The sequence below is a fragment of the Sorangium sp. So ce302 genome, assembly GCF_051530145.1.
GTDB lineage: Bacteria > Myxococcota_A > Polyangia > Polyangiales > Polyangiaceae > Sorangium > Sorangium cellulosum_B.
This window is the reverse complement of the sequence record NZ_CP150326.1, coordinates 1,566,711-1,593,156: the sequence shown is the minus strand read 5'-3', so window position 1 is coordinate 1,593,156 and position 26,446 is coordinate 1,566,711. Positions and strand designations below refer to the sequence as shown.

Annotated in this window: 23 protein-coding genes; 11 read left to right on the top strand and 12 right to left on the bottom strand. The window is 70.7% G+C overall.

Annotated features, from left to right (window positions below; all coding sequences use genetic code 11):
* Window positions 1–191: 191 nt before the first annotated feature.
* Window positions 192–665: an N-acetyltransferase family protein gene (locus WME73_RS06085; protein WP_437744545.1), complete on the top strand. Its 474-nt coding sequence runs from the start codon at window positions 192–194 to the stop codon at window positions 663–665.
* A gap of 52 nt (window positions 666–717) precedes the next feature.
* Here the strand turns inward: WME73_RS06085 and WME73_RS06080 are convergent, their stop codons facing one another.
* The 5 genes from WME73_RS06080 to WME73_RS06060 all read right to left on the bottom strand — a co-directional run bounded on the left by WME73_RS06080 (window position 718) and on the right by WME73_RS06060 (window position 4,105).
* The gene (locus WME73_RS06080) at window positions 718–1,188 is read right to left on the bottom strand and encodes an NUDIX domain-containing protein (RefSeq protein WP_437744544.1); all 471 of its coding nucleotides are present in this window, start codon (window positions 1,186–1,188) and stop codon (window positions 718–720) included.
* A 59-nt stretch (window positions 1,189–1,247) separates the two neighbouring features.
* Window positions 1,248–2,210: an HTTM domain-containing protein gene (locus WME73_RS06075; protein ID WP_437915061.1), complete on the bottom strand. Its 963-nt coding sequence runs from the start codon at window positions 2,208–2,210 to the stop codon at window positions 1,248–1,250.
* Window positions 2,207–2,755, bottom strand: a complete 549-nt coding sequence (locus WME73_RS06070) for a hypothetical protein (protein ID WP_437744542.1) — start codon at window positions 2,753–2,755, stop codon at window positions 2,207–2,209. The genes WME73_RS06075 and WME73_RS06070 overlap by 4 nt, the downstream gene beginning before the upstream one ends.
* Before the next feature lie 189 nt (window positions 2,756–2,944).
* Window positions 2,945–3,289 (bottom strand): hypothetical protein, encoded by a 345-nt coding sequence (locus tag WME73_RS06065; RefSeq protein ID WP_437915060.1) that lies wholly within the window; start codon window positions 3,287–3,289, stop codon window positions 2,945–2,947.
* 249 nt (window positions 3,290–3,538) lie between these two features.
* Window positions 3,539–4,105 carry a Uma2 family endonuclease gene (locus tag WME73_RS06060; RefSeq protein WP_437744540.1) on the bottom strand — a complete coding sequence of 189 codons (567 nt, stop codon included), beginning with the start codon at window positions 4,103–4,105 and terminating at the stop codon, window positions 3,539–3,541.
* A 102-nt stretch (window positions 4,106–4,207) separates the two neighbouring features.
* On the opposite strand from WME73_RS06060, the gene gpmI reads away from it, so the two are divergent.
* Both gpmI and WME73_RS06050 read left to right on the top strand, forming a co-directional pair.
* Entirely contained in the window at window positions 4,208–5,839 is a 1,632-nt protein-coding gene (gene gpmI / locus WME73_RS06055) for a 2,3-bisphosphoglycerate-independent phosphoglycerate mutase (protein ID WP_437915059.1), read from the top strand.
* A complete protein-coding gene (locus WME73_RS06050) occupies window positions 5,840–7,321 on the top strand; it encodes a serine/threonine protein kinase (RefSeq protein WP_437744538.1) in 1,482 nt (493 codons plus the stop codon). It abuts the gene before it with no gap.
* An 18-nt stretch (window positions 7,322–7,339) separates the two neighbouring features.
* Here the strand turns inward: WME73_RS06050 and WME73_RS06045 are convergent, their stop codons facing one another.
* The 4 genes from WME73_RS06045 to WME73_RS06030 all read right to left on the bottom strand — a co-directional run bounded on the left by WME73_RS06045 (window position 7,340) and on the right by WME73_RS06030 (window position 11,930).
* Window positions 7,340–7,846: a YkgJ family cysteine cluster protein gene (locus tag WME73_RS06045; RefSeq protein ID WP_437744537.1), complete on the bottom strand. Its 507-nt coding sequence runs from the start codon at window positions 7,844–7,846 to the stop codon at window positions 7,340–7,342.
* A complete protein-coding gene (locus WME73_RS06040) occupies window positions 7,798–8,814 on the bottom strand; it encodes a peptidylprolyl isomerase (RefSeq protein ID WP_437744536.1) in 1,017 nt (338 codons plus the stop codon). Before WME73_RS06040 ends, WME73_RS06045 begins: the two co-directional genes overlap by 49 nt.
* Before the next feature lie 73 nt (window positions 8,815–8,887).
* Window positions 8,888–9,640 (bottom strand): ribonuclease HI, encoded by a 753-nt coding sequence (locus WME73_RS06035; RefSeq protein ID WP_437744535.1) that lies wholly within the window; start codon window positions 9,638–9,640, stop codon window positions 8,888–8,890.
* Between the two features lie 169 nt (window positions 9,641–9,809).
* Window positions 9,810–11,930 (bottom strand): DUF4215 domain-containing protein, encoded by a 2,121-nt coding sequence (locus WME73_RS06030; RefSeq protein WP_437915058.1) that lies wholly within the window; start codon window positions 11,928–11,930, stop codon window positions 9,810–9,812.
* A 651-nt stretch (window positions 11,931–12,581) separates the two neighbouring features.
* Between WME73_RS06030 and WME73_RS06025 the strand changes: the two genes are divergently transcribed.
* From WME73_RS06025 to WME73_RS05995, 7 genes are all read left to right on the top strand, one after another.
* Complete coding sequence (locus WME73_RS06025; protein WP_437915057.1) at window positions 12,582–12,962, top strand: hypothetical protein; 381 nt, start codon at window positions 12,582–12,584, stop codon at window positions 12,960–12,962.
* Window positions 12,943–13,296 (top strand): hypothetical protein, encoded by a 354-nt coding sequence (locus WME73_RS06020; RefSeq protein ID WP_437744532.1) that lies wholly within the window; start codon window positions 12,943–12,945, stop codon window positions 13,294–13,296. Before WME73_RS06025 ends, WME73_RS06020 begins: the two co-directional genes overlap by 20 nt.
* Before the next feature lie 72 nt (window positions 13,297–13,368).
* The gene (locus WME73_RS06015; RefSeq protein ID WP_437915056.1) at window positions 13,369–14,688 is read left to right on the top strand and encodes a serine/threonine protein kinase; all 1,320 of its coding nucleotides are present in this window, start codon (window positions 13,369–13,371) and stop codon (window positions 14,686–14,688) included.
* Window positions 14,685–18,728, top strand: coding sequence for a SpoIIE family protein phosphatase (locus WME73_RS06010; RefSeq protein WP_437915055.1), 4,044 nt, complete (start codon window positions 14,685–14,687; stop codon window positions 18,726–18,728). The genes WME73_RS06015 and WME73_RS06010 overlap by 4 nt, the downstream gene beginning before the upstream one ends.
* Window positions 18,729–18,798: 70 nt before the next feature.
* Window positions 18,799–20,094 (top strand): serine hydrolase domain-containing protein, encoded by a 1,296-nt coding sequence (locus WME73_RS06005; protein WP_437915054.1) that lies wholly within the window; start codon window positions 18,799–18,801, stop codon window positions 20,092–20,094.
* Between the two features lie 725 nt (window positions 20,095–20,819).
* Window positions 20,820–21,644, top strand: coding sequence for a hypothetical protein (locus WME73_RS06000; RefSeq protein ID WP_437915053.1), 825 nt, complete (start codon window positions 20,820–20,822; stop codon window positions 21,642–21,644).
* A 437-nt stretch (window positions 21,645–22,081) separates the two neighbouring features.
* Window positions 22,082–22,504: a hypothetical protein gene (locus tag WME73_RS05995; RefSeq protein WP_437915052.1), complete on the top strand. Its 423-nt coding sequence runs from the start codon at window positions 22,082–22,084 to the stop codon at window positions 22,502–22,504.
* 293 nt (window positions 22,505–22,797) lie between these two features.
* Here the strand turns inward: WME73_RS05995 and WME73_RS05990 are convergent, their stop codons facing one another.
* Window positions 22,798–23,232 (bottom strand): hypothetical protein, encoded by a 435-nt coding sequence (locus tag WME73_RS05990; RefSeq protein ID WP_437744526.1) that lies wholly within the window; start codon window positions 23,230–23,232, stop codon window positions 22,798–22,800.
* Between the two features lie 400 nt (window positions 23,233–23,632).
* Between WME73_RS05990 and WME73_RS05985 the strand changes: the two genes are divergently transcribed.
* Complete coding sequence (locus WME73_RS05985) at window positions 23,633–24,007, top strand: hypothetical protein (protein WP_437744525.1); 375 nt, start codon at window positions 23,633–23,635, stop codon at window positions 24,005–24,007.
* Between the two features lie 62 nt (window positions 24,008–24,069).
* Here the strand turns inward: WME73_RS05985 and WME73_RS05980 are convergent, their stop codons facing one another.
* A complete protein-coding gene (locus WME73_RS05980) occupies window positions 24,070–24,708 on the bottom strand; it encodes a lysophospholipid acyltransferase family protein (protein ID WP_437744524.1) in 639 nt (212 codons plus the stop codon).
* Window positions 24,709–24,878: 170 nt separating this feature from the next.
* Window positions 24,879–26,327 (bottom strand): GuaB1 family IMP dehydrogenase-related protein, encoded by a 1,449-nt coding sequence (locus WME73_RS05975; RefSeq protein ID WP_437744523.1) that lies wholly within the window; start codon window positions 26,325–26,327, stop codon window positions 24,879–24,881.
* Window positions 26,328–26,446: the final 119 nt, after the last annotated feature.

Sequence of the window (26,446 nt, the reverse complement as noted above, 5' to 3'; positions counted from 1 at the left end):
GCCTAAAAAGGAAGAACTCCCGCGGTTCTTTTCATTCACGCTTCCCGCTCCCTGCGCCGCTGCTTCTCAGCATCTCTATTTTTCTGCTCGTCTGTTTCTCTGCTCCTCTGCTCCCCTGCCCCGCTCCTGCCGTGATTCCGTGATTCTGCGATTCCGTGCGGGACCGCCATGTGTTGTGGCAGGATGCGTGCATGAGCCAGCCGCAGCTCGTACCCGCCATCCGCCGCGCCGCCGAGGCAGACCTGCCGGCGATCGTCCATCTCTTCTCGATCCCGGACGAGGGCAACGCGAAGACGGACCACCCCGGCCCGCCGCTCGATCCGCGCTACCGCGAGGCGCTCGCCGCCATCGCGGAAGATCCGAACAACGCGCTGCTCGTCGCGGAGGTCGAGGGGCGCGTCGCCGGCGCGTTCCACCTGACCATCATCCAGTACGTGGCGAACCGCGGAGCACGGGTGGCGCAGATCGAGAACGTCATCGTGGACCCGAGCCTGCGGGGCCGCGGGATCGGCGAGGCGATGATGCGATGGGCCATCGACGAGGCGCGGCGGCGGGGGTGCTTCCGGGTGCAGCTCACCTCGAACAAGGCGCGGCTGCGCGCGCACCGCTTCTACGAGCGGCTCGGCTTCGTGGCGAGCCACGAGGGGATGAAGCTGAAGCTGTAGACACGAGCAGCCGCGCGGCCAGCACGACCGCCACGGCACGAGGGGAGCCGCCTCAGCGGCCGCTCACGAGGAGCGGCTCCCCCTCGGCCCCGAGCAGCGACAGCGGGAAGACCTGCGCTCCGGCGAGCACGTCGCCGCAATAGAGCTCCACGTCGGGGCCGCGCAGCGGCAAGGCCGCGAGCTCCTCCAGCGTGACCCAGCGCGCCTCGAGCGAGTGCTCGTCCGGCTGGCTCTTCGGGGGCGTGGCGTCCCGAGGCCGCGCGAGGAAGATCACCCGGAAGCGCGCCTGCCAGGGGCCCGGGCTGTGCTCGATGCGCAGGATGCCCTCCAGCTCCACCGGGACGCCGGTCTCCTCCAGCGCCTCGCGCCGCGCCGCGTCCGCGAACGTCTCCCCGGGCTCGACGCGGCCCGCCGGCAGATACCAGAGCTGGTCGTGCTTGCGCTCGTGCACGAGGAGGAACCGGTTCCGGTGCCTCACCAGCACCACGGCGAAGCACCAGGTCGGGATGGCCGTGCGCGACATGATCGAACCTGCGACAGCTTATCCGGGGGCGCCGTTCGCCAGAAGGGGGGACGCGAGGATCACCCCGGCGCCGCGCCAGCCGGAGCCGCAGGCCCGGGGGGCTCGCTCGGCACCGCGAACGCGGCGATGGTGAGCACCGCCATGAGGGCGCCGAACACGAGGAGCCCCATGAACAAGGCGATCCCGGCGTGCAGCGCCACGGTGGCGACGACCCAGGGCAGCCGCGTGCGGCGCGGCCAGATCAGGAAGCCATAGCCGATCTCCACGAGCAGCACCGTCCACCCGGCGACCGCCGCGAGCCAGGGGGCGCCGGCGAGCCACGAGAGGTCGAACTGCCGGTATTCCGGCAACATGACCGAACGCCAGATCGCCTCGCCGTCCCACCACGCCTCGCCCGCTGCTTTTCCCAGCCCGCTGACGAGGTAAGCGAACGAGAGGTGCAGCTGCACCACGCGCAACCCGAGCCGGGCTGCCGGCGTGGGCCCTCCCCGCACGCGCCCGAGCCGGCGATCCATGGAGAAGGCGGCCTCCGAGGGCATCCAGAGGAGATAGAAGAGAAAGATGCTGGCGAAGCTGTCCACGCCATAGACGGTGGAGCTCGCCGTCGTCACCAGCATCAGGTGGGTGAGCCACGCCAGGAAGGCCGCGGCCCTGGTGCACCAACCGGCCAGGAGCGCGGCGAGGGCAACCACGTAGATCACCCCCGTGCCCACGATGACCGGATCCTCCCCGATCCCGAGCGGGGCAAGGAGCTCCACCGCCCAGCCGATGCGTGGCAGATCGGTCCTCGCGAACACGTCGCGCAGAGGCCCCTGGAGGATCCCGGACCGGCCGTAGAGCTCGAAGAGCGCGGGCGCGACGAGCGCCGCTTGAAGCAAGAGCACGGCCGCGAGCCCGATGCGGAGGGCCGCGAGCGGCGCCGCCGAGGCCGGCGCCAGCGCGAAGCGCTCGATCGCGCGGAGGACGCGCGCGGGCTCGCCGCCTGCGGCCGCCCCGCGGAGGCCGATCGAAGGATCCTTCACCGCGCACCCCCGCTCGCCTCTCGAGAGGCCCGGAGCTTCGCGCGGATCATGAACTTCGCCTCGTACTGCAGGTTCCAGCTGGACCGCTTCCCCTCCCGGTACTCCCGCATCGACGGCAGATCGCACGTCTCCAGTCGGACGAGGATGCTCTCGGCCGCGGGGTGTCTCGCCAGCACCTTGCCCGCCCACGAGGCGGCGATCGAGCGCTGGATCGTCGGGTCCTCCACGCTCAAGAAAGGCGTGATGAGGTTCAGGATCCGGATCTCCGTCTCGCGGCTGGCGCCCGACTCGAGGGCGTCGGTGAGGGTCGCACCGCCGGCATCCGAGACGTGAAAGCTGGCCCTGGGCAGCGGGGTGATGCTGTCCGCGAAGAAGGCATAGCCGCTCTCGGCCCCGGAGAGCGCGCCGTAAACCGCGAGCGCCCGCGCAAGCCAGCCGTCTCCCTCGGGATGGATCTGGAGAGCGCCCATGACGACGAGGCCTAGATGGCCCACGACGGCGACCAGGGCTGCGGCGTGGCTCCGGCTGTTTCGCTTTCCCTCCATGCAGCTCCCTCCGGGTGTGCCCGCCTGCGAGCGCCCGCGAACCTGACCGACAAGAGCGAGACGGGGAGAGGGCCGCCCGTCCCGCTCTCCTGCCGCGGCGCCGGCGCCCTCGACGATCCGTCCTGCCCCCCATCGGGCGTCCGCCGGCCGAGGGGGCGAGGCCCCCCCATCGGACCGCCGCCGGTCATGTCACCGCCAGTGCCCGTACCAGAGACCATGCCAATGACCGTGCCAGTGACCATGCCAGTGACCATGCCAGTGACCATGACCGTGCCAGTGACCGTGCCAATGACCGTGCCAGTACCCATGCCAGGGCCTGTACCAGTGACCATACCAGGACGCGTACCAGTGACCGTACCAGGGCCGCTGGCGTGCAGGACGAGCGTCGGCTGCATCCGCGGCGACGGGAGCTCGTGTTTCCGCGATGAGGACGAGCTCCTCGACGGGCGTCGTGGGTGAGGCCGAGGCGAGCTGCGCTGCCCCGAGGCATGCGAGCGGCGCGGCCAGCAGGCCGATGATGTTGATGCGCTTCATGTTCATCCCCCCGTGTGACCGCTGCTCATGACGAGCGCCGAACATGGGCGAGTGTCCTCAACACCCATGCAAGCCGCACGCCCCGGCTGCATCCGGCGGATGGTCGTCGCTTCCCCGATCTCGGGGTGACAATCACGATAAAGCGGAGCTCACGCACCTCGCCCGGCACGCGGCTCGACGCCGACCGGCGACGGCAGATCCTGCGCTATTCCTGCGCTATTCCTGCGCTATTCCTGCGCTATTCCTGCGCTATTCCTGCCAAAGAACGCCGAGCTCGATCTCCACGGCGTCGAACGGCGCCGCGCGCACGGTGACGTCACCCTCCCACGCGCCCACGCGCGCGAACCGCCCACCGTCGATGCGGTAGACCTCCAGGAGCCGGAGCCGCGGGTCGATGAGCCAGTAGTGCGCCACGAGCTCGCGCGCGTAGATCTCCATCTTGTCGCGGCGATCGAGCGCCTCGGTGGACGGCGAGATCACCTCGCACACCCAGTCGGGCGCGAGGAAGATCGCCGCGTTCCGCATCGGGATCTGCGGCATCCGGTCGCGGCGCCACGCGGCGATGTCAGGGATCACGATGTCCGGATCGGTGCCGAGGTGCAGCTCGGGCTCGACCAGCAGCGCCCACCGGCCAGGCCCCTTGATGCCCCGACGAAATGGCAGGTAAAGCTCGCCCGCGAGCACCGACGTCACGTTGCGGGAGGACACGGAGGGCCGCGGCGTCGCGTGGAGGACGCCGTTCAGGACCTCCGCCACCTGATTCGGCGGCGTGTCAAGCACATCCTGGTACGTGGCGCGACGGGCGCAATCGGACATGGTCGGATGTTAGCATGCACGCCGCGCGCGGCGGCTCGCCAGGCGAAAATCCGTGAGCAGCCCCCCTCCGATCGCCGCGGGTTCGTTGTAGATTCCGCCGCCATGAGCGAAGCAGCCCCCTCCCCCACGCAACGCCCCCGTCCGCTCGTCCTCTGCATCCTCGATGGATTCGGCGAGCGCGAAGAAAAGGACCAGAACGCGATCGCCCTCGCGGCGATGCCGAACCTCGACGCGATCAAGCGCGACTCCGAGAAGACGCTGATCGGGACGAGCGGCCCGGACGTCGGGCTCCCGGTGGGGCAGATGGGCAACAGCGAGGTCGGCCACCTGAACTTCGGCGCGGGGAGGATCGCGCTGATGGACATCTCGCGCATCGACGTCGCGATCGCCGAGAACAAGCTCGGCTCGAACGAGATCATCGACCGGACGTTCCGGATCGCGCAGGACCGCAAGTGCCGGGTGCACCTCTTCGGGCTCGTCTCCGACGGCGGCGTCCACTCGTCGCTCGACCACTTCCTCGCGCTGATCAAGCTCGCGAAGTTCCACGAGGTGCCCCTCGTCCTGCACGCGTTCCTCGACGGCCGCGACACGCCGCCGAAGAGCGCGTGGGGCTACGTCGAGAAGATCGAGGAGGCGCTCCAGGGCATCGGCGTCATCGGCACCATCTCGGGCCGGTACTACGCCATGGACCGCGACAAGCGCTGGGACCGCGTCATGAAGGCCTACACCGCGATCGTGCGCGGCGACGCGCCGCGGGCCGACACGGCGTTCGACGCGATCCAGCAGTCGTACGCGGCCGGGAAGACGGACGAGTTCGTCGAGCCCGTCCGCATCGGCGACTATAACGGCATCAAGGGCGACTTCGTGGCCGACTTCGCCTCGAAGGAGCCCCGCTGGGAGTGGCAGGGAGAGGAGGTCGGCCTCTCCGTCAACTTCAGGCCCGACCGCATGCGCGAGATCTCGGCGATGCTCACGCGGCGGAACCTGCCGGCCGAGGTGCTGGAGCTCCTCTCGGACCGGGGCAAGCCGGTCTTCGCCTTCCAGGAGAACTGTTACAGCGGCATGACCGAGTACGACGCGGCGCTGAAGCTGCCGGTCGCGTTCCCGAAGGACGAGGTGACCGAGTCGTTCCCCGAGGTGATCGCCCGCGCCGGGCTCACGCAGCTCCGGTGCGCGGAGACCGAGAAGTACGCGCACGTCACGTACTTCTTCAACGGCGGCCGCGAGGAGACGTTCCCGGGCGAGGACAGGAAGCTCGTGCCTTCGCCGCGCGACGTCGCCACCTACGACAAGAAGCCGGAGATGAGCGCGGCGGGCGTCGCGAGCGAGGTCGTGGCCGCGATCAAGAGCGGCAAGTACGACTTCATCCTGGTGAACTTCGCGAACCCGGACATGGTCGGGCACACCGGCATCCTCGAGGCCGCCATCCACGCCAACGAGGCGGTCGACAAGGGGCTCGGCGCCATCGGGGACGCCGTGCGCGAGGCCGGCGGCGCGCTGATCATCACCGCGGACCACGGCAACTGCGAGCAGATGAAGGACGAGCACGGCAACCCGCACACCGCCCACACGCTCAACCCGGTGCCGCTCTACTACCTGAACAAGAACGACCCCGGCATCGTGCTCCGGTCCGGCGGCCGCATCTGCGACGTGGCGCCGACGATGCTCGAGATCCTCGGCCTCCCGCAGCCCGCGGCGATGACGGGGCGCACGCTCCGCGTCCGACAGCGGTAAGTGGGCGCCGACCAGAGGCAGCTCGGCCCGTACATCCTGCGCGAGGCCGTCTCGTCGCGGGCGCTCACCGTGACGTACCGGGCCGAGCACGCCGGGCTCGGCCGGGCGGCGCTGATCAAGACGCTCAAGCCCACGGTGTCGGCCGCGAGCGCGTTCGCGGCCGGCCTCGAGCGCGAGGCGAAGATCCTCGCGCGCATCCGGCACCCCAACATCATCGACATCCACGACTTCCAGCGCGACGAGGACCGGATATGGCTCGTGCTGGAGCCGCTCTCGGGGCCGACGCTCGCGGCCCTGTGCGCCCGCGCTGGCCGCCTCGAGGAGGGCGCCGCGGCGGCCATCGCGCTGGAGATCGCGCGCGGCCTCGGGCACGCGCACGAGCGGGGCGTCGTGCACCGCGAGCTGCGCCCCGAGCGCGTCATCGTCACGCCCGCGGGCGGCGTGAAGATCCTGGAGTTCGCGGCGGCGTCCGACGGCCGGCAACCCTCGCTGCCAGAGCCGTTCGAGGGCAGCGACACGTTCGCGCGGCCCGACTACATGGCGCCGGAGCAGATCCTCGGGGCAGAGCCCGGGCCTCAGGCGGACGTCTTCACGCTCGGCGTGGTGCTGTTCGAGATGCTCACCGGCGTGCGCCCGTTCGACGAGCCGAAGGCGGGGCCGGAGGATGCCAATCATACGTCGAGCCACGCGTCGAACCACCCGTCGAACCGCGCGCCGGGCGCGCCCGGCGCGCCGCGCGAGCGCGGCGAGGACCGGTGGGCCGAGGGCAGGGCCATCGCCCACCGGATCCGCAACGCGCCGCCGCAGCCGCTGCGGGGGCTCGTGCCCGACGTGTCGCGCGGCCTGGAGCGCGTGGTGCTCCGGTGCCTCGAGAAAGAGCCGGAGCAGCGCTACGAGAGCGGCCGCGCCGTCGCGGACGCCCTGGCCGAGGAGCTCGCGGAGCGCGGCCATCCGCAGCCGCGCGCGCTCATCGCGAGGGCCCTCGCGGCGGCCAAGCTCGGCGGCGACGAGCTGCCGCCCGCTCAGGCGCCCTCCGCGCGCCCCGCCGTCGAGCAGCGCAGCGCGCCGTCGCTCGCGCCCGACGTGGGGCGGCTCGTCGGCATCTTCGCGCTGGTCGTCGCGGGCGGCGCGCTCATCGAGCTCAGCCTCCGCCAGCACGACGCCGCGGAGCCGCCCAGCGCCGAGGTCAGGCAGCCCGGCGCGCGCTCGGAGGAGCGCGGCTACCTGAAGGTCCTCGCCAGGCCGTGGGCGGAGGTCGTCATCGATGGGGAGCTCATCGACGTGACGCCGATGGCGCGGGCGATCCCGCTCCAGGCCGGACGGCACTACGTCACGTTCCGGCACCCGAACGCGCCCGAGGAGAAGCGCACGATCAGCGTCTCCGAGGGGCAGACGGTCACGCTCGACGTGAGCATGCGGATCGATCGCGGCGCGATCGACGCAGGCGCGCCGCCGGTGGAGGACAGGGACGCGTCGCCCTGACGGCGGCGCCGGCCGCACCTACACGGCGCCGCCCGCCGCCCCCGCGCCGTTTGCGCCCCCCTCGTCTCCCTCGCCGCTCGCGCCGCCCGCGCGGCGGCGGAGCGCCTCGAGCGCGAGGAGCGGCCGCTCCCGCTTCTCGTGCAGGTCGCCGAGGCACGCGCCGCTGCCGCGCTCGAGCGCGCGGCAGCAGTCGGGCCGCACCTCGTAGATCGAGCACAGGAAGCGGCCGCGCTCCGCGTCCAGCGTGAGCGCGGCGCAGCGGCCGTCCTCGATGCGCATGTAGCAGCGGTTGCCGATGAAGCGCGTAAGCCCCCGCGCGCGATCGTCCATGCGATCGTAGTCGCAGCCGAAGACCCGGACGTACTCCGGCAGGGTCGAGAAGCAGCAGGTGCCGCACGCGGTGCACTCGGGGACGACCGCATCCCCCTCGCCGCGCGCGCCGCCCGCGCGCGCCGCGCCCCGCTCGCCCTTGCGCGTCAGAGCCGGACCTCCACGTGCGTCCCGCGCTTCAGGTCGTCGAGCCACTTCTGCTTGGCCTTCGTCATGATCTCCGCCTGCAGCCGCTGCAAGACCTCCGGGCGAGCCGCATCGAGCGTCGTGAAGCGGGACGGCTGGCGGCTCAGGAGCTTCATGACCACGAACGCGTCGCCCGCGCGCATCGGCCCTGTGACGCCGCCCGGCTCGATCGCCATCAGCGCGGCCTCGAGCTCCGGAGCCATCACCTCGCGCTGGCCGGTCGCCGCGGCCTGCGTCCCCTGCGGCGCGCGGACGCCGAGGTCGCCGCCCTCCTCGCGGGTCGCGGTGTCGTCCGAGAACTGCCGCGCGAGCGCCGCGAAATCCTCCCCGCCGCGCGCGCGCTCCGCGAGCGCGGCGGCGAGCGCGCGGCGCTCCTCGACCGCCTCGGCGCTCGAGCCGGGCAGGACGCGCAGGACGATCCACGCCGGGTGGTAGTCGCGCCGCCGGCGCTCCTCGCGCACCAGCCGATCGAAGGCGGACCGCACGTCCTGCTCGGTGATGCGCACGCGGCCCTTCACCCGGAGCTGCAGCATCTTGCCCTCGAGGATCTGCCGGCGGATCTCGTCGCGGTACTCCTGCTCGGTGAGCCCCGAGCTCGCCCGCGCCGTCCGGAACAGCTCCTCGACCGTCATCTGCTCCGCGGCCGCGATGTTCCGGAAGGCGTTCTCGATCTCCTCGGAGGTCACGCGGATATTGGCCTTCTCGGCGGCCTGGCCCTCGAGCTCCTCGTCCACCATCTTCTGGAGGAGATCGCGGAAGACCTGCGACTCGGCCGCCGCCTGCTGCGCGCCCGGCGGAACGCGGGCCTGGATCTGCAGCAGGAAGGGGCGAGCCCGCTGCCGCAGATCCGAGAGCAGGATGGCGCGATCGCCTACGACGGCGACGATCCGCTCGCTCACGACCGCGTGGGCGAGCGGCGAGGCGAAGGCGGCGGCGGCGACGAGCCCGGCGAGGGCGAGGCGGAGCGGAACACGCATCGCGCGCCTCTACCACTGGGCCCCAGGCGGTTCCACGCGTTTCCGGCCCCGCGCGGCCCGGGTTGCCCCGGACTCAGCCGGAGCCGGGGTACACCGTCCGACGGGAGGCGCGCTCGCGGACGGCCTCGCGCGCGAGCGCGTCGGCGCGCTCGTTGAGCAGCACGCCGGCGTGCCCCGGCACATACACGAGGCGCGCGCGCGGCCGCGCGGCGAGCGCGCCTCGCAGCGAGGCGATGAGCTCGGCGTTCGCCTTCGCCTTCCACCCCTTCTGGAGCACGCCGATCGAGTACTGGCTGTCCGTGTGGATCACGATGGGCCGCCCCGGCTCGTCCACCTCCTCGAGCGAGCGGAGGATGGCCGTCAGCTCGGCGATGTTGTTGGTCGCGGTGCCGAGGAACTCGCTGCGCTCGATCCGCCGGCTGCCGTCGATGATCACCACGCCGAGCCCCGCGGGCCCCGGGTTCCCCGAGCACGCGCCGTCCGCGTAGACGATGACAGCGCCTTCCGGGACGGGCGCCGCGCCGGCCTCCCCCCGCGCCGGCGCCTTGCGCTGCGCGCGCCCGGCAGGCGCCGGGGCGGCCGCGCCCCCCTCGGGCTGCTCGCCGGCGCGCGCCTTCACGACCGCCTCCGCAGGCCCACAGGTGTCGTCGGGCAACACCTTCGGGTCGACCACGGTCAGGTTGTCGGCGCGCGCCTTGTATCTGCGGCCGTCGTGCGGCTTGTAGCGGATCTCGACGCCGCCGCCCTCCTCCGCGACCAGGGCGCCGGCGGCGTCGGCGCGAGCATAGACGGATTGACCTCGAAGCGATGCGCGGACCCAGGGCACGAGCGCACCCTGGCATGGATCGAAGGCCGCCGGTACGGGAGACCACGCCAGGCGAGCCCGGCCGATCGGGCCGGCCGGGCGCGGCCGCGACTGCCCTCGTCACAGCCCTCGCGCCGCGCTCGGCGGACAGCGTGGCTGGCGGCGCGCGCGCGGCCGCGCCGCCCTGCAATCACGGGTCGATGCAGAGCGCGAGGGACCACGCGGTCAGCGTACCGGAGTCGGACCCGGCGTCGTCCCCGACCCGGAGCGTCCACGCGCCGTTCGCCGGCCCCGAGAGGAAGGCCGCGAACGACGACTCCGGGCGGAAGCAGCCGCGGAACGGCGCCATCGCTCCCGTGACAGCGGTCGCGCAGCCCATGTCGAAGACGGTCCTCCGGTAGTTGTCGCCGGAGCCGCCGTTGTCGCTCGACACATCGACCGTCGCGCCAGCCGGCGAGGTGAGCGAGATATCGAGATCTCCGTCGAACGAATGCGCGATGTCGAGCTCGAGCGTCACGCGCCGGATCGCGCCCCTCGAGACGACAGGGAGGACGCTGGCAGCGACGGCGCGATCCGTGACGGTCTTCGGGATGTCCGTGGACGACTGCACCCACAGCACCTGCCCGGGCGAGCACGCGCCGACGGCATCGTCGCAGCCGAGCGCGCAGTCCGGGTCGGCGCAGTCCGTCTCGCCGTCGAGGTCATCGTCCGCCGCGTCGCCGCAGTTGCGCTCCTTGGAGTACGTGCACACGCTCGGCGTGCCCCGGCAGGTGTACCGCGCTTCCACGACGCAGCTCGCGCTGCAGCCGTCGCCGCTCGACGTGTTGGCATCGTCGCAGCCCTCGACGCCGTCCCGCACGAAGCCGTCGCCGCACCTCGCGGCGCGACAGGTGATCGGGCAGCCGTCGGCGCTGTCGGCGTCGCCGTCGTCGCACTCCTCGCCGGCCTGGATCGCGCCGTCGCCGCAGCCGTCGAGGAGGCACCCTGGGCTGCACCCGTCGCCCGCGTTCCGGTTCCCGTCGTCACACGCCTCGACGCCGGCACGGACGAACCCATCCCCGCACACCGCGCGCGCGCAGCTCGTCGGGCAGGCGTCGGTGTTGCTCGCGTTTCCGTCGTCGCACGCCTCGACGCCGGCGCGGACGAACCCGTCCCCGCACGAGGCGGCGACGCACGTGGTGAGGCACGCGTCCGTGGTGCTCGTATTGCCGTCATCACACGCCTCGGCGGCGGCGTTCACCACGCCGTCGCCGCAGACCGGCGCGGCGCAGGTGCCTGCCGCGCTGCACACGTGGCTCAGGCAATCGCGCCCGACGGCGCAGCGCATTCCGGCGGCGCACCCGACGCACGCGGGGCCGCCGCAGTCGATATCGGTCTCCGCCCCGTTCCGGGCGATGTCGGTGCACGACGGGAGGCACGTCGTCCCTGAACAGCGGCCGCCCAGGCAGTCGCCGTCCGCGGCGCACGCCTTGCCGGTGGCGCAAGGCGAGCACGCCGGTCCGCCGCAGTCGACGTCGGTCTCCGCCCCGTTCGTCGCGCCGTCGGTGCACGACGACGCGCGGCACCTGCCGTCCGCGCAGATCCCGCTCCGGCAGTCCGCGCCGGTGAGGCAGGCCTCGAGATCCGCGCACCGCACGCAATCCGAGCCGCCGCAGTCGACGCCGGTCTCGGCGCCGTTCACCGCGCCATCGCCGCAATCGGGCGCGACGCAGCTGTTCTCGACGCAGATGTTGCTCAGGCAATCGCCTGCGACGAGACACTCGACACAAGCGCCGTTCCCATCACAATAGCGCGCTCCGGTCGCGTCGGATCCGCCGCACTCCGTGGTCGCCGGCGCCGGAAGGTTCTTCGGCGCCCCTGCGACGCACACGTCGGCCGAGCACGGGTCTCCGTCGGAGAAGGCGTCTTGGTCGTCGTCGAGCTCGATCACGGCGCCATGCCCATCGCAAACGCGCGCCTTGCAGTCGCCCAGCACCTGCTCGCCCACGGGCTTTCCCCGCGGCGCGGCGTCGAGGGCGCACCGGCCGCCTTCGCAGGTGCGCAGCTGACACGCGCCGTCGACCCCGGGGCAGTCCGCGGCCGTGACGCAAGGCGCTCCGCCCCCTCCGCCCCCGCCGTCCTCGCCGCCTCCGCCGTCCTCGCCGCCTCCGCCGTTCCCGTCGTTCCCGCCGTTCCCGCCATCGCCGGCCTCCGGCCCCGGCGCCTGCCGGGGACGATCGCAGTCGACCGCGGTCAAAGCAGCAGCGATGACGAGCGGCGACAGAACCTTCGTGAACGGAGCGCTTCTGAAGAGGTCCGCTCGCACTGACACCTCGATTCCTCTGCTTCTGGCGGGAACGGCGACGTCCCTTCAAGGCTCGATCCGAGCCTGACGGACGCGCAGGCGGTCGATCATCGGCGCACTAGACTGATATGGAATCGAGAGGACGCCAGCAGCCAAACGGATCGGGAGAGCCCCTATTGCGACGCGCGGCGCTCGCAGCGCGCCGGGCCCTCGGCCACGCCATGGCGGCGGCCAGCTCGCCGCCGCGTACACCTCCCGGCCGCCGCGTGAGCGCACGCGTCCACCGGGAACCGGGAACCGGGAACCGGGAACCGTGAGAGGAGCCGCCCGCGAGCGCGGCCGGGCGCGCCGCATGCCGATGTGAGGCAGCCCTCGCACTGCCGAGCAACGCGCCCGGCTGATGCTTGACATCTCCAGGCCGTTCTGGGTTTCATTCCCTCTTCTGCGCTCGTTCGGGATACCACCTTGCTCCTCCGAACCGCTTTGGATTTGATTCTCCCCCGAGCTGTTCCCGCTGGCGGAGACCCTGTGCGCTCTTCTGCCCACCACCGGACTCGATCCATGCAGGCGTAGGCGATGCAACCACTGTTGAGCACCTCGCTCCGCCCTGTATGGAGCAATCTACGCGCGACCCGGGCCTCGGTGCGCAATGCCCTCGCGCAGTACCCGAGCGCGCTCGTGGACGCGGCAGAGATGACGGCCTGCGAGCTGCTGGAGAACGCCATCAAGTACGGCGAGGAGGTCCCCGCAGCGCGCGCCATTCGCTTCACGCTCAGCCTGACCGAGGACAGGATCGAACTCGTCACGATCAACGGCTGCACCGATCGAGGGTCGGTCAATCGACTGCTCTGCCGGATAGAGTCCCTGCGCAGCGCCCCGAACAAGACGGCGCTCTACATCGAACAGCTGGAGGAGCTGCTCGTCAGCCCGCGCGAGGGCGCCAACGTGGGCATCTACAGGATCGCGATGGAAGGCGGCTTTGCGCTCGACGCAACGTACGCAGACGATACGGTCACCGTGACAGCCACCAGGAGAATCCATGACCGAGTCGACATTTGAGCGCGACGGGCTGAAAGTACGCATCTCCGTGGCCGGCGATTCGTCGCGAATCGAGTGGTCGGGCGTCAGCGACATCCGCAGCCCCGCCATGTTCCTCAATCCCCTCTTCGAGGACTGGACCGGGAAGACCAGGAACACGGTCGTCACGGTGGATCTGACGAAGCTCGAGTACATGAACTCGGCCACGGTGAAGCCCCTGGTGGACCTGATAAAATTGCTGGATCAGACGAGCCTCGGCGTGGTCGTCGTCTTCCGCGACAACGACTGGCAGCGAGCGCACCGCAACTGCATGTCGGCCCTGGCGCGCACCCTGAAGAAGACAAAGGTGCAATGATCTGGAGCGACAAGGCCATCGGCGCGCTCACCGCTCAGATCTTGGAACGAAACCGATCCTCATGAATCCACCATGATCACCTTGTCCGACCGCTACACCCTGAACGCGAAGGTGCGCGAGACCCAGAGCTCCGAGGTGTACCGCGGCTATCGCGCCGTCGACGGGGCATCGGTGCTGGTGAAGCTGCTCAGGAGCGAGCGCCCGACCGCGCTCGAGGTGGGACGCCTCCGCCATGAATATGAAGTGTTGACGTGCCTCGACATGCCCGAGGTCGTCAAGGCCATCGGGCTGGAGCGGCATGGGCACGGCCTGGCCCTGGTCATGGAGGACGCGGGAGACGTGTCCGTCGACAAGCTGATTCGATCGGGTCGCCTGGATCTGCTGCGCTCGCTCGAGCTTTCGCTGGCCATGGCGCGAACGCTCGCGGCGGTCCACCGCAGGCACGTCATCCACAAGGACATCAAACCCCATCACTTCTTCGTCACCGACGGCCCGAGCTCGATCGTGCTCGTCGACTTCGGGATCGCGACGCGCCTCTCCCAGAAAGTCGACGCGCTCTCGGGGGTCACGCAGCTGGAAGGCACGCTGGCGTACATCGCGCCCGAGCAGACGGGGCGGATGAACCGGAGCGTGGACTTTCGAGCCGACCTGTATTCGCTCGGGGTCACCCTGTACGAGCTCTTCACCGGCGCGCTGCCCTTCGACGCCAGCGATCCGCTGGAGCTGGTGCACGGCCACATCGCTCGCAGCCCCAGGGCGCCCCTGGCATCCAGGCCGGACTTGCCGCCGGTCCTGTCGGACGTGATCCTCAAGCTGCTCAGCAAGTCCGTGGAGCAGCGATACCAGACCGCAGCTGGGTTGCAGCACGATCTGAAGCAAATTCTGGATCAGGTCAAGGGGTCTGGCGCGGCGGAGGTCTTCGGTCTGGGCCAGCGCGACAGATCCGATGAGCTCTCGATCCCCGAGAAGCTCTATGGCCGCGAGCGCGACCTCGAAGCGCTCCTGGAGAGCTTCGGCCGCGCCAGGCAGGGCAGGAGCGAGCTCGTCCTCCTGTCCGGACAGGCGGGCGTCGGGAAATCCGCGCTCGTCGAGGAGCTGCACCAGCACATCCTCGGCCGGGCGTACTTCGGCGCGGGAAAGTTCGACTCCCTGGCGCGGAGCGTCCCCTACGGCCCGATCGCCCTCGCTTGCCGTGCTCTCGTCCGGTCCGTGCTCGCGGAGCCCCCGGGCGTGCTCGAGCAGCGGCGACGTGAAATCCTCGAAGCGGTCGGCCCGAACGCGGCTCTCCTCACCGATCTGATCCCCGAGCTGAAGCACGTCGTCGGCGAACCCCCCCCGTGCCAGCGCTCGGTCCGACCGAGTCGCAGCGCCGCTTCGAACATGTCTTCTTGAGCTTTCTCCGCGCGCTGGCGGCTGAAGCGCACCCGCTGGTGCTCTTCCTGGATGATCTGCAGTGGGCGGACGCCAGCTCGACCCGGCTCTTGCAGCACGTGCTGACGGCCGCCGGCGCGCGCCACGTGCTCGTGATCGGAGCTTACCGAGAGCTCGAGATCGACGCCGCGCACCCGCTGTCTCTGATGCTCCAGGAGCTGCGCCAGGCCGGCGTCAGAGGGCATGAGATCACGCTCGGCCCGCTCGGCCAGCCGCACATCGCGGACCTCCTCGGCGACACGCTCGGGTGCAGCTCCGAGGCGGTGAGCGGGCTCAGCGCCGCCTTGTTCGAGAAGACCCGCGGAAACCCCTTCTTCCTCGCGCAGTTCTTGATCGCGCTGCACCGGGACGGCCTGCTGCGCTTCGACCACGGGGACCTCGCCTGGAGGTGGGACACGGCGCGGGTGTGGGAACGGCTGGCGACGGACAACGTGATCGATTTCATGGTGTCCGAGCTGCGGCGATTGCCGCAGTCGAGCCAGGACGTGCTGCGCTTCGCCGCCTGCGTGGGGCATAGCTTCGACATGGCCACGCTGGCCGCCGTGTCTCAGCGCTCTCACAGCGACGTGGCGGACCACCTCTGGGAAGCGCTGCGCCAGGGGTTCATCGCCTCGCTGGACGGCAAATACCGCTACAGGGCCGACGCTCATCACGACGCGACAGGGATCGTCGACGGCGCGCTCGACGCCGCGTTCCGCTTCTCGCACGATCGCGTCCAGCAGGCGGCCTACTCGCTGTTCGGCCCGGAGGAGCGGGACGCCATCCACCTGCGCATCGGTCGGCTGCTGCGGGAGCGCGGCGGTACAGATCCGGGCGATCGTGAGCTGTTCGCGATCGTGGATCACCTGAACCGTGGCGCGAGCCTGATCGTGGAGCCGGCCGAGAGGCGCGGGCTCGCGCGCTCGAATCTGAACGCTGGCCGCAAGGCGCGCGCTCGAGCGGCGCCCGACGCGGCGGTGCATTACCTGAGGGCGGCGCTCGACGTGCTCGGGGAGACGGGGTGGATTGAAGAGTACGAGGTCGTCTGCGCCGCTCACCTGACCATGGCGGAGTGCGAGTACCTCACCGGGAACCTGGATTCCGCGTTCGGGCTGCTCCAGGTCGTCGAGCGGAACGCGCGGTCGGTGGTGGATCGGATCATGGGGCGCAACCTCGAGGTGCTCCTGCTCACCAACACGGGCAGGCTCGGTGCTGCGTGTGCGAAGGGCATCGACGCGCTGCGCCTCCTGGACGTGGAGCTGCCTCCCCTGGCAGACAAGGCGGCCCTCGGCGCCGCGATCGGCGCCGAGTTCGGAGCGTATCAATCTGCGATAGCGGGGTCGGACATCGAGTCTCTGGGGACGGTGTCGGGGATGAGCGACGCCCACGGGCTCGCGGTGCTCGACACCCTGGCCACCAGCATCCCGGCGGCGTTCCAGGCCGTTCCAGAGCTTCACGTCCTGCTCGTGCTCAAGGGAGTCCAGCTGCTCCGTCGGGGCACGGCGCCGCTCGCGGGCTTCTTCTATGCGCAGTACGCGATCGTCCACCTCGCCATCACGGGGAACCGGGAGCACGCGTTTCGCTTCGGCCGGCTGGGCCTGGAGCTCGCTACCCGTGGCGGCAGCCCCGCCAGCAGGGGCCAGGTTCATTTCCTCTTCGGGGGCTTCATCGCCCACTGGTGTCAGCACATCTCGCACAACCTCGAGGTGCTGCGGTCAGGGCTGAGGCTCAGCCTCGAGATGGGAGACCAGATCTACGCGTCTTACTGCGCTGCGTTCGTGGTCTACTATCGGATGTATGCCGGCGAGAGCCTGCAGGACCTGGAGAACAGCCTCCTGGCCGCCCGCGACCTCGCGAACAGGACGGGAGACGTCGTCAACCAGGGCTTCTGCAGCATCGCCCAGCAGGCCATCCGGGCGCTGACCGGGCGGACTCGGCATCCCGCGAGCCTGGAGAGCGCTGATTTCGAGGAGAGCACGTTCATCGCCTCTGCGCCGCCGCCGACGCTGGCGATGTACGGAGTCGTGAAGGCGACCGCCGAGTTTTTCGCTGGCCACTTCCGCGATGCCCTGGCCACCGGCGACGGCTGCAAGCTCGTCCCTGGTTTCTTCTATCACGCTGAGCACGTCTTCTATCGGGCGCTGACCCTGGCTGAGCTGACGCGCACCGCCGCTCCTGAGGAGCGAGCCGGGCTCCTGGCTCGCCTGCGTGAAGACACCGCCACGCTCGAAGCCTGGGCCCTGTCGTCGCCTGCCAACTTCGCGCACCGCGCCGCGCTGGCGCAGGCCGAGATCGCGCGGATCGAGCGGCGCACCGAAGGCGCGCTGGATCTCTACGATCGCGCGATAGCCCTCGCGCAGGAGCACGGCTTCGTGCACGCCGAGGCCATCGGCAACGAGCTGGCTGGCCGATTTCACCTGGACGAGCGCAGGAACAGGGTGGCAAGCGCCTACCTCGCCGAGGCGATCTACGCGTACCAGCGCTGGGGGGCGACGTGCAAGACAGAGGAGCTGAAGTCGAGATACGCTCACGTGCTCCGGAGCAACGCGGCGCTCTCATCCCCCCTCAATCCAGCAGACGAAACGGCAACGAGCCAGCAAAGAACATCCAGCCAGACCTCCAGCCAGACCTCCAGCACGCTTCGATCGGGCGAGAGCCTCGACCTCACGGCGGTCATCCGCGCGACCGAGGCGATCTCCGCGGAGCTCGTCATCGATCGGCTGCTCGAGCGGCTGATGCGGACGCTGCTCGAGAACGCGGGAGCTCAACGGGGATGCTTGATCCTCGATCGCGCCGGGGTGCTCACCCTGGAGGCGAGCATGACCATCGATCCCGATACGATAACGCTGGACGCCCGCGCGCTGCAGGGCGGCTCGGAGGTCCCGGAGTCGCTCGTGCGCTACGTGGCGCGCACGCGCGAGCTGACGGTGCTCACGGACGCGCACCGTGACATGCGCTTCGCCTCCGACCAATACTTCACCCAGGCTCGGCCCAGATCGGTGATGTGCGCTCCGATGCTCCAGGGCGGAAAGGTCACGGGCGTCGTGTACCTGGAGAACAGCATCACCGCGGAGGCGTTCAGCCCTGCGCGGTGCGGGCTCTTGCAATTTCTCGCGACGCAGGCCGCCGTATCCCTCGAGAACGCGATGCTCTACGGGCGGCTGGAGGCCGCATCGCAGGAGCTCCGGCGCGCGAACGAGAACCTCGAGGCGCTCGTCGCCGAGCGCACCGCCGAGCTCAGGCGCCTGGTCGCGGAGCTGTGGAGCGAGATGGATCTCGCGCGCAAGATACAGACGGTGCTCCTGCCGCAGCAAAGCCGTCTGAAGGATTACGACATGGCCGCCCTGATGACGCCGGCCGAGAGCGTCGGCGGCGACTACTACGACGTGGTCCAGACGGGCGGGAGCAGCTGGGTCCTCATCGGCGATGTGTCCGGCCATGGGGTCACCGCCGGCCTGACGATGATGATGGTTCAGACCGCCGTTCGGACCATCCTTACGACGTCGCCGCGCGACGGCGAGCCCCTCACCCCTGCAGTCGTGCTGAGCCGGGCGAACCGCGCGGTTCGGGAGAACCTGCTCCGCGTCAGCCCCGATCAGTACATGACGATCGTCGCGCTGGAGCTCGGCTCCGGCACGGTCCGCTACGCGGGCCTTCACCTGGACATCTTGATCCACAGGGCGCTGTCCAACACGGTGGAGCTCGTCGAGACCAGCGGGATGTGGATCGGGATCGAAGACGATATCACGGCGCTGCTCCGGGACGATGTGATCGAGATCGGCGCCGGGGACACGATGCTGCTGTACACCGATGGGCTCACGGAGTCTGTCACCTCCGCGGGCGGAATGCTGGAGACCCACGGGCTGGCAGAGCGATTCCACGCGCTCGCGGCGCAAGGGATGTCACCGGGCGCCGTCCTGAAGGGCCTCGTGGGCCCCATGGCAGGGCAGCAGCTCCGTGACGACGTCACCGTGATGGTGTTCCGCTACTCTCCGGCCGAGCGGCCGCCGGATGCAAACTAGGTGTTCCGGAGGCCACGCAATCCCTTGATGAGCGCGCCGCTCGGGGTTAACAACCATGCACACGATCACGATGAAAATGCTCCGCGCTTCGGTCTCTGCGGTCGCTTCGGGCCTGCTTCTCTCCGCGCTGCCTGCCGCCCTGGGAGGGTGCAGCGCCCCGGCGCCGGCCGCGGCGCCCGCGCCGGCGCCACCCGCCGTGTCCGCCGCGGCTCGCCGTGACCACGGTGACGAGCCGCTCCGCCGCCGGCTCGATGCGGTCGTCGAGGCGGCCATCGCGGAGGGGCGGATCGTCGGCACCGTCGTCGTCGTCGCGCGCGACGGCGAGGTCGTCTACCGGCGCGCCGCCGGCTTCGCCGACCGGGAGGCGGGGCGGCCGATGCGCGAAGATACGGTGTTCCGTCTCGCGTCGTTGACCAAGCCGATCGTGTCCGCGGCCGCGCTCGCGCTCGTGGACGCGAGCGCGCTGGGGCTCGACGATCCGGTGACGAAGTGGCTCCCCGCGTTCGCGCCGCGGCTCGCGGACGGCCGGGCCGCGACGATCACGGTGCGGCAGCTGCTCACCCATACCGCGGGGCTCGGCTACACCTTCGCGGAGCCCCCGGACGGGCCTTACCACCGCGCGCGCGTGTCGGACGGCCTCGATCAGCCCGGCCTCTCCCTCGACGAGAACCTCGCGCGGATCGCCCAGGCGCCGCTGCTCTTCGAGCCTGGCACGGCGTGGGGCTACTCGCTGGCGACCGACGTGCTCGGGGGCGTCGTGGCCAAGGCGGGCGGCGCGCCGCTGCCGGACGTGGTCCGCCGGCTCGTGACCGGGCCGCTCGGGCTCGACGCCTCGTTCACGGTCGGCGATCCAGGCCGGCTGGCCGTCCCCTACGGCGACGCGAGCCCGCGCCCGGCGCGCATGGCCGATCCGCAGCCCGTCTCGCTCGGGCCGGCCACGGTCACGTTCTCGCCGTCCCGCGCGCTCGATCCGCGCTCGTATCCGTCGGGCGGCGCCGGCATGGTCGGCACCGCCGACGACTACGTCCGGTTCCTCGAGGTGCTGCGCACCGGCGGCGGGAAGATCTTGCGACCCGAGACGGCCGCCGCCATGACCTCGAACCAGACTGGCCAGCTGAAGGTGCAGCAGGCCGGCGGGACGTGGGGATTCGGGTTTGGCGCCGCGGTCCTCACGGCGCCGGACCCGAGCACGATGCCCTCCGCCGCGGGCACATGGCAGTGGATGGGCGCCTACGGCAATCACTTCTGGGTCGATCCGAGCGCGAAGCTCACGGTCGTCGTCCTGACCAACACCGCCTTCGCTGGCATGGTGGGCGAGTTTCCCGACGCCGTACGGCGCGCGGTCTACGGCCCCGCTCAGCCGTGATGCGGGCGCTGGCGACGGCGGCGCCGCTGCCGCTGGACCGCCCGCTTGTCTGTGCACACGCCGAGCGCGCTCCGTCGCCTTGGATGGATTGCGTCCGGCGTTGACCTCTACGTAACGTGCCCGGATCCGTGCGCGCACCCGGGAGGCCGGTCGCCCTCGACCGCGGTGAGTCGCGCGATTGACGCCCGGTTCCCTGTGCCATATCCCCGTCCGCGCTGGTCCGAAACGCTCCCTCGGAGGGCTTCATCATGTCGAGGAAAAGCCGGCTACGCAGCGTACGCCCTCAGCGGACTTACCGAATCCCAGATCGTCGATCCTGAAACCATCGACGAAGAAACGCTGCTGCGGCTCATCGAGGAGAACGCGCCGCTCGCCTGGGAGATGGCGGAGCACTGGATCGCCTCGCTGGATCCGACGACGCTCTCGTACGGGTACCCGATCAACGTTGAATGCATGAATCGGCCGTTCTCGTGTCAATCCAGCGTCGAATGCGACTTCGCCAAAATTTGCGTCCTCGACGACTGCGGGACGGCAAGTGCAAGCCATGCCCGGACACGTGGGGCCTCGGGAACCTCATCACCAGCGGATGGTGCACGTACACGTGTTACCTGGGAAATGACGGCGACATCGTCGGCGCGGCAATCACGTTTCGACCCAGGATCGGCAGCCACATCGTCCCATGGGTCAAGCTCTGCAGCCCGAATTAGCAAGTGGAGGGCACGACGATGGACGAGTCGACCAGAGCACAGACGCAGTCCAGAGAATGGGCCCAGTGCATGGTGCAGATCGTGAACTACGCGGGCGCGCTCGCGGCGCCGCGGGTAGCGCAAAGCCTCGGTGCCGCGCCGAGCCGGGAGGAGCTCCTCACGCTCCTGGATCGCTTCATCGCGCTGAACGGTGAAGGGTCGCGGGTGACGATCGGCGACGGGAGGCCGATCCACGAGGTCACGGCGCACGTGCGGACGCTTCGCGCCCTGTGCGAGACGTGGACGCCGTCGCCCGCGGTCCCGGCCGAGATCCAGCAAGCCGCGCGGAGCCTGCTCGCCGCGTTCGGCTTCCCCGAGCCGCCCGAGGGCTGGGACGCGCTGGAGGCCCCGCCGGAGGTGCCGCCGGAGCCCGAGGACCCGGACCTCCGCCCGCCGCCGACCGAAGCGGAGCTGGCGGCGCGACCGCACCCGTTTGCCTTCGGCGTGGCCATCGGGTGGTGCCACTACCTGGCGTCGCCCAGGATGGTCGCGAAGATCCCGCCCGCGGATCTCCGGTTCCCGGCGCTCGGTCACCTCGACAACATGCTGGCTTTGTTCCGGACCGCCCGCAGCAAGAACGCTGAAGGGCGCGCCTATTTTGCCACGCTGATCCAACGTCTTGAGATCTTGCGCGCTCTCTGCGCGGCGTGGGACGGTGCCGAGGCGCCGCCCGCGCGCCTGCAAGAGGTAGCGCGCGCGGTACACATGCAGATGCAACACAAGAGCGATCCACGCGAGTACGACGAGTTCGAGGAAGACGTCGACCCGGTCTACTTGACGATCCCCAAGGTGCGGAACGCCTGAACGCATTGCGCTCTCGCATGAAAATTTCGCTCCATATTCGCATGGCGTAGCCCGTGTGCGGGGGCCCGAGCCGCTCCGGCCGCTCGCGTGCGCCGGCCTCCTGCCCGGCGCGCATCCTTTGCTGCGAAGCGCCTTCCGGCGGCTGAGCAAATTTCCGCCGCGCCGCGCGGGTTGCCTCCGGCTACGACGTCCACGTAGCTTCCCGAGATCCGCGCGCGCCGCACTCGGCGGGCGCCCAACCAAGGAGGTCGGTTCATGCCCAAGCAACCTGTGCAAGACCCCACGGACGTCGATCAGCTCTCGGCCGCCCAGATCGAGGAATCGAGGAGCGCGTCGAGAAGACGCTCCAGCACATCGAGGCCATCCAGGCGCTCTGGCCTGGTCTCGAGCGGCTCGAGGAGGGCCGGCGCACGCGCAGCGTCGGCCGCAGCCTCGGCGTGCTGGGGCCTCCGCTCGCCAAGCTGTTCGCGCTCCTGCGCCCCAAGGACGGCAAGGACAGCCCGCTCGCGAGATCGTTCCACGTGCTCGGCGACCAGGACGACGGCGATGACCCCGAGCGGTTCGAGGTGGAGCTGCTCGAGCGGCGCCTGAAGCGCGCCCTGGCCCAGCAGAAGGTCGCCGACGCGCTCGAGGACCTGGCGCGCCACCTCGACGACGACGTCCTCGCCACCGCCGAGATCGTCATCGGCCCCGGCCTCGCCGCGCTCGACCTGGCGCGCACGATCGCCCGCCAGAACGCGACCTTCCGCGCCATTCTGGCGCCGGTCCTCGACGACTTCCGGGCGATGACCAAGCAGGCGCGCAAGGGGAAGAAGCCCGAGGCGCCGAAGCCTGAGCAACCGGCGCCCGAGCCGATCTGACGGCGGCGCGGGATTGCCCAAACCGTCCCCGCCGTCCCAATCTAGCACCTGGTACTGGTCCGGCGGGTGAGGCGTCCTCCCATGCCGGCGCCGCCGTCCGTTGACCCCAGACCGACGTTCCTGCATTGCCCCGCGAGGTATCCGGCGATACCTCGGCAGGTATACGGCGATATCCCGCGAGGTATCGCCGGATACCTCGCCAGGCATCCGCCGGTACCTCGCCAGGCATCCGCCGGTACCTCGCCAGGCATCTGCCGGTACCTCGCCAGGCATCCGCCGGAGCCGCCGTCTCGTCAGTACTCGACGTCCTGCTTGAAGATGAGCTCCGAGGACGGCGACTCGGGGTTGGCGGTCTTCTCGAGGCTGATGACGAGCTCGAACCGGGTGAGCGGCACGCTCACGTCCTTGAGCTTGCCGGTGCGGGCATCGGGGTCGAAGTTGAGCGCGCCGATCCGCTGCCAGGGCGAGTCGCTGTCCGGACGCGCCCAGACGACGTAGGCGGTGCCGCTCGAGTCGAGGCGATCGGGCGGCGGGAGGTCCTTCGCGTTGATGTCGAGGCGGGTCATGGCCGCGTCGAAGTTGACGTCGGCGATGATCACGGCGTCCGCGCCCGGCGCCTTCCCCATGCCCTGCGGCGTGTAGCGCAGCGGGCCGCCGCAGCCCGCCATCAGCGCGCACGCAAACGCCACGACAGCGAGCCGCAGCACCCTGGAAACATGTCCTCTCATCTCGGTAGCTCCTCCTTCGTCCCTCTGCTGCGGGCGAAGACGCCTCGCGAGCCGCCAGCACCGGCCGGCGGCCGAAACAGCCACGGCATCATAGCCGCTTTCGGCCGCGCCGACGGCGCTCGACGCAGCAGGAGACGGCCTGGCCCGCCGGACGTGCTCGACGCGCCGGAAACCCCGCCGCCTCGCGCGCCCGGCCGGCGAGGCGCCGTCCGCGAGCGCAGCTCACGCCCCCGGCGTCGGGGAACGGAGCGGATCGGACGGATCGCGTGGCGGAGCGCCGCCCATAGACTAAAGTCTCGAAATCGAGATGGATTTGGCACACACACGGCTCGGAGCTCGGGGCGATCGCTGGTCGACCGGGCGGGGAGTCCTCGATGTTCGAACGCCGGCGTCCGACGTCGTGACGAGGCGCCTCGAGGGGTACGCGTCGCTCGATCTCATCGAGCCGGCGATCAGGCACCTGGAGACCCTCGTCGAGGCGGGCGTGCACCCGGTCGTGTTCGACGATTTCGAGCTCGGCACCGGCTATGACAGCGACGTCCGGGCCAGGCTCACGGCGTGGCACCTGCGGAACCCCGGCAAGCTGAAGGAGGTCCATATCCTCGTGCGGCCGGGGCTCGTCGCCATGGGCGTCACGGTCGCCAACCTCGCCACGGGCGGCCGCTTCAACGTGTACACCGACCGCTCCGCGTTCGAATGGGCGCTCGCGGGCGTGCTGACGACGAGGATCACGGCGGGGCCCGCCTCGTCGGTTCGCGCGCCGTCCCTGCGCTGACGAGCGCACCCGGCGGCGCGCACGCGGCTCGCGCACGCGGCTCGCGCGCTGCCGACCCGAGCTCAGGGGTGCTGCACGGCCCCGTTCGCCGGAGCACCCCTGGCGCCGAGCGTGATCTCGCTCATCCGCTCCGGGTGCTTTCCTTCGATACCCTCGTAGAGACGGCGGATCGCCGCCATGTCGGCCTCGATGTCGCCCGTCGGGTGGAACACGTGGAGGATCCCGCCCCGCTTGCGGGGGAAGTCGAGGTATCCGAGGAGGATCGGGACGCCGGCGCCGAGCGCGACGTAGTAGAAGCCCGTCTTCCAGCGCTTCGTGCGCGAGCGCGTGCCCTCGGGCGCGATGATCAGGATGAGCTCGTCGCGCTCCTTCAGCACGTCGACCACGGCCGCGACGAGGTTGTTCCGGTCGCGGCGGTCGACGGGGACGCCGCCGAGCCACTTGAAGAAGAAGCCGAACGGCGGCTCGAAGAGCGTGTGCTTGCCGAGCCAGGAGAACTCGAGGTCGAGCACGTAGCTGACCGCGAGCGTGAACGGGAAATCCCAGTTCGAGGTGTGGGGCGCCGCGATGATCACCGCCTTCGACGGGAGCTCCGCCATGCCCTCCACGCGCCAGCCGAACACGGACAACCAGGTGCGGCCGACGAACCGGCGAACGGCGCGGCGCGCGGCGGAAAAACGTGGAGCGGGTGCGTTCGGCATGGAGGACCTCGACGGTAAGCAGCCGGAGGTTCGTCGCTGCCCGGGTGGAAGTCACGTCACCTTTCCGTCATCCCGCGCCGCGGCTCGCGCGCATGGGAAGCATGGCGCGATGAGCGCGTCGCGCGACGTCAACGCCGCGCGATCAACGCCGCGCGATCAACGCCGCTCGATCAACGCCGCTCGATTCCGTGCGGCTTGCCCTCGCCGTAGCCCGCCAGCGTCTGCACCCCGATGACGGCCTTGTCGTGGAGCTCGTCGAGGTTCGCCGCGCCGGCGTAGGTGCACGCCGACTGCACGCCGGTGATCATCTCGATCAGGATGGCGCCGACGCTCTCGCGCCCCTCGTGGATGTAGATGCGCGACGTCGAGATGCCCTCGCGGAAGAAGGCCTTCTTGGCGCGCTCGAACGCGTCGAGGTCCGCGGTGCGCTCGCTGACCGCGCGGGCGCTCGCCATGCCGTAGTTCTCCTTGTAGAGCAGCCCGTCGCGGTCCTCCATGACGTCGCCCGGGCTCTCGTACGTGCCGGCGAGCGTCGTCCCGACCATGACGCGCGAGGCGCCGGCGGCGAGGTAGAGCGCCACGTCGCGCGGGTGACGGACGCCGCCGTCGGCCCAGACGCGCTTGCCGTGGCGGCGCGCCTCGCGGGCGCACGCGAGCACCGAGGAGAACGTCGGGCGGCCGGCGCCGGTCTGCATGCGCGTCGTGCACATCGCGCCGGGGCCGACGTTCACCTTCACGATGCCGGCGCCCGCCTCGATGAGGGCCCGCGTGCCCTCCGCCGTGCAGACGTTGCCGGCCACGAGCGGGACGGCGTCGCCGACGGCGCCCCGCACGGCGCGGATCGCCTCGATCATCCGGCGCTGGTGGCCGTGCGCGGTGTCGAGCACGATCGCGGACACGCCGATCTCGAGCAGGCGCGCGGCGCTCTGGGCCGCCTGCGCGGAGATCCCGATCGCCGCCGCGACCATGAGCTCGCCGCCGCCGTCGAGCGTCGGCTTGAGCAGCTCGAGCCGCACGGCGTCGTCGCGCGTCAGCACGCCGTGGAGCCGCCCGTCCCCGTCGAGCACGGGGACCGCCTTCACGCGGGCGTCCTCCATCAGCAGGAAGGCCGTCCGGTTCGGCGTGCCGGCCGGGATGGTGATGAGGCGCGGCGACATGAGCGCGGACGCGGGCGTGTACTGATCCCGGTCGCGCAGGTCGGCGTGGGTGACGATGCCGATCGGCCGCCGCTCGTCGTCGACCACGACCACCATGTCGTGCGATCGCTTGCGGATGATGCCGTGCACGTCGCGGAGCGTCGCCCGCGGGGAGACCGAGAGGGGCGTGTCGTAGCGCGGGTCGGCGCGCTTGATGTGGCGGACGATGCGCTCGACCGTGTCGAGATCCATGTCCTGCGGGAGCACGCCGAGGCCGCCGAAGCGGGCCATCGTCTCCGCCATCCGCTTGCCGGTGACCGCGTTCATGTTCGCCGAGACGATCGGGTGCGAGCCGCCAGGGAAGTCCGCCGGGCGCAGGTCGGTCTCGAGGCGGGAGCCACCGGCGAAGTACCCGGGGGTCAGGAACACGTCTTCGAGCGCGAGCTCCAGGCTCTCGTCATGCTCGGGGTGGAGAAAGCGCATGCACAGCTCCGAGGAAGGGGGATGGCGCCGTGAAGGCGGCGCGGCGCGCGCCAGTCTAGTGCCTGACGGCAGGGCGGGGTCGGCGCTGGTTGCGCGACGGCCCCCTCCCCGCCGGGCTA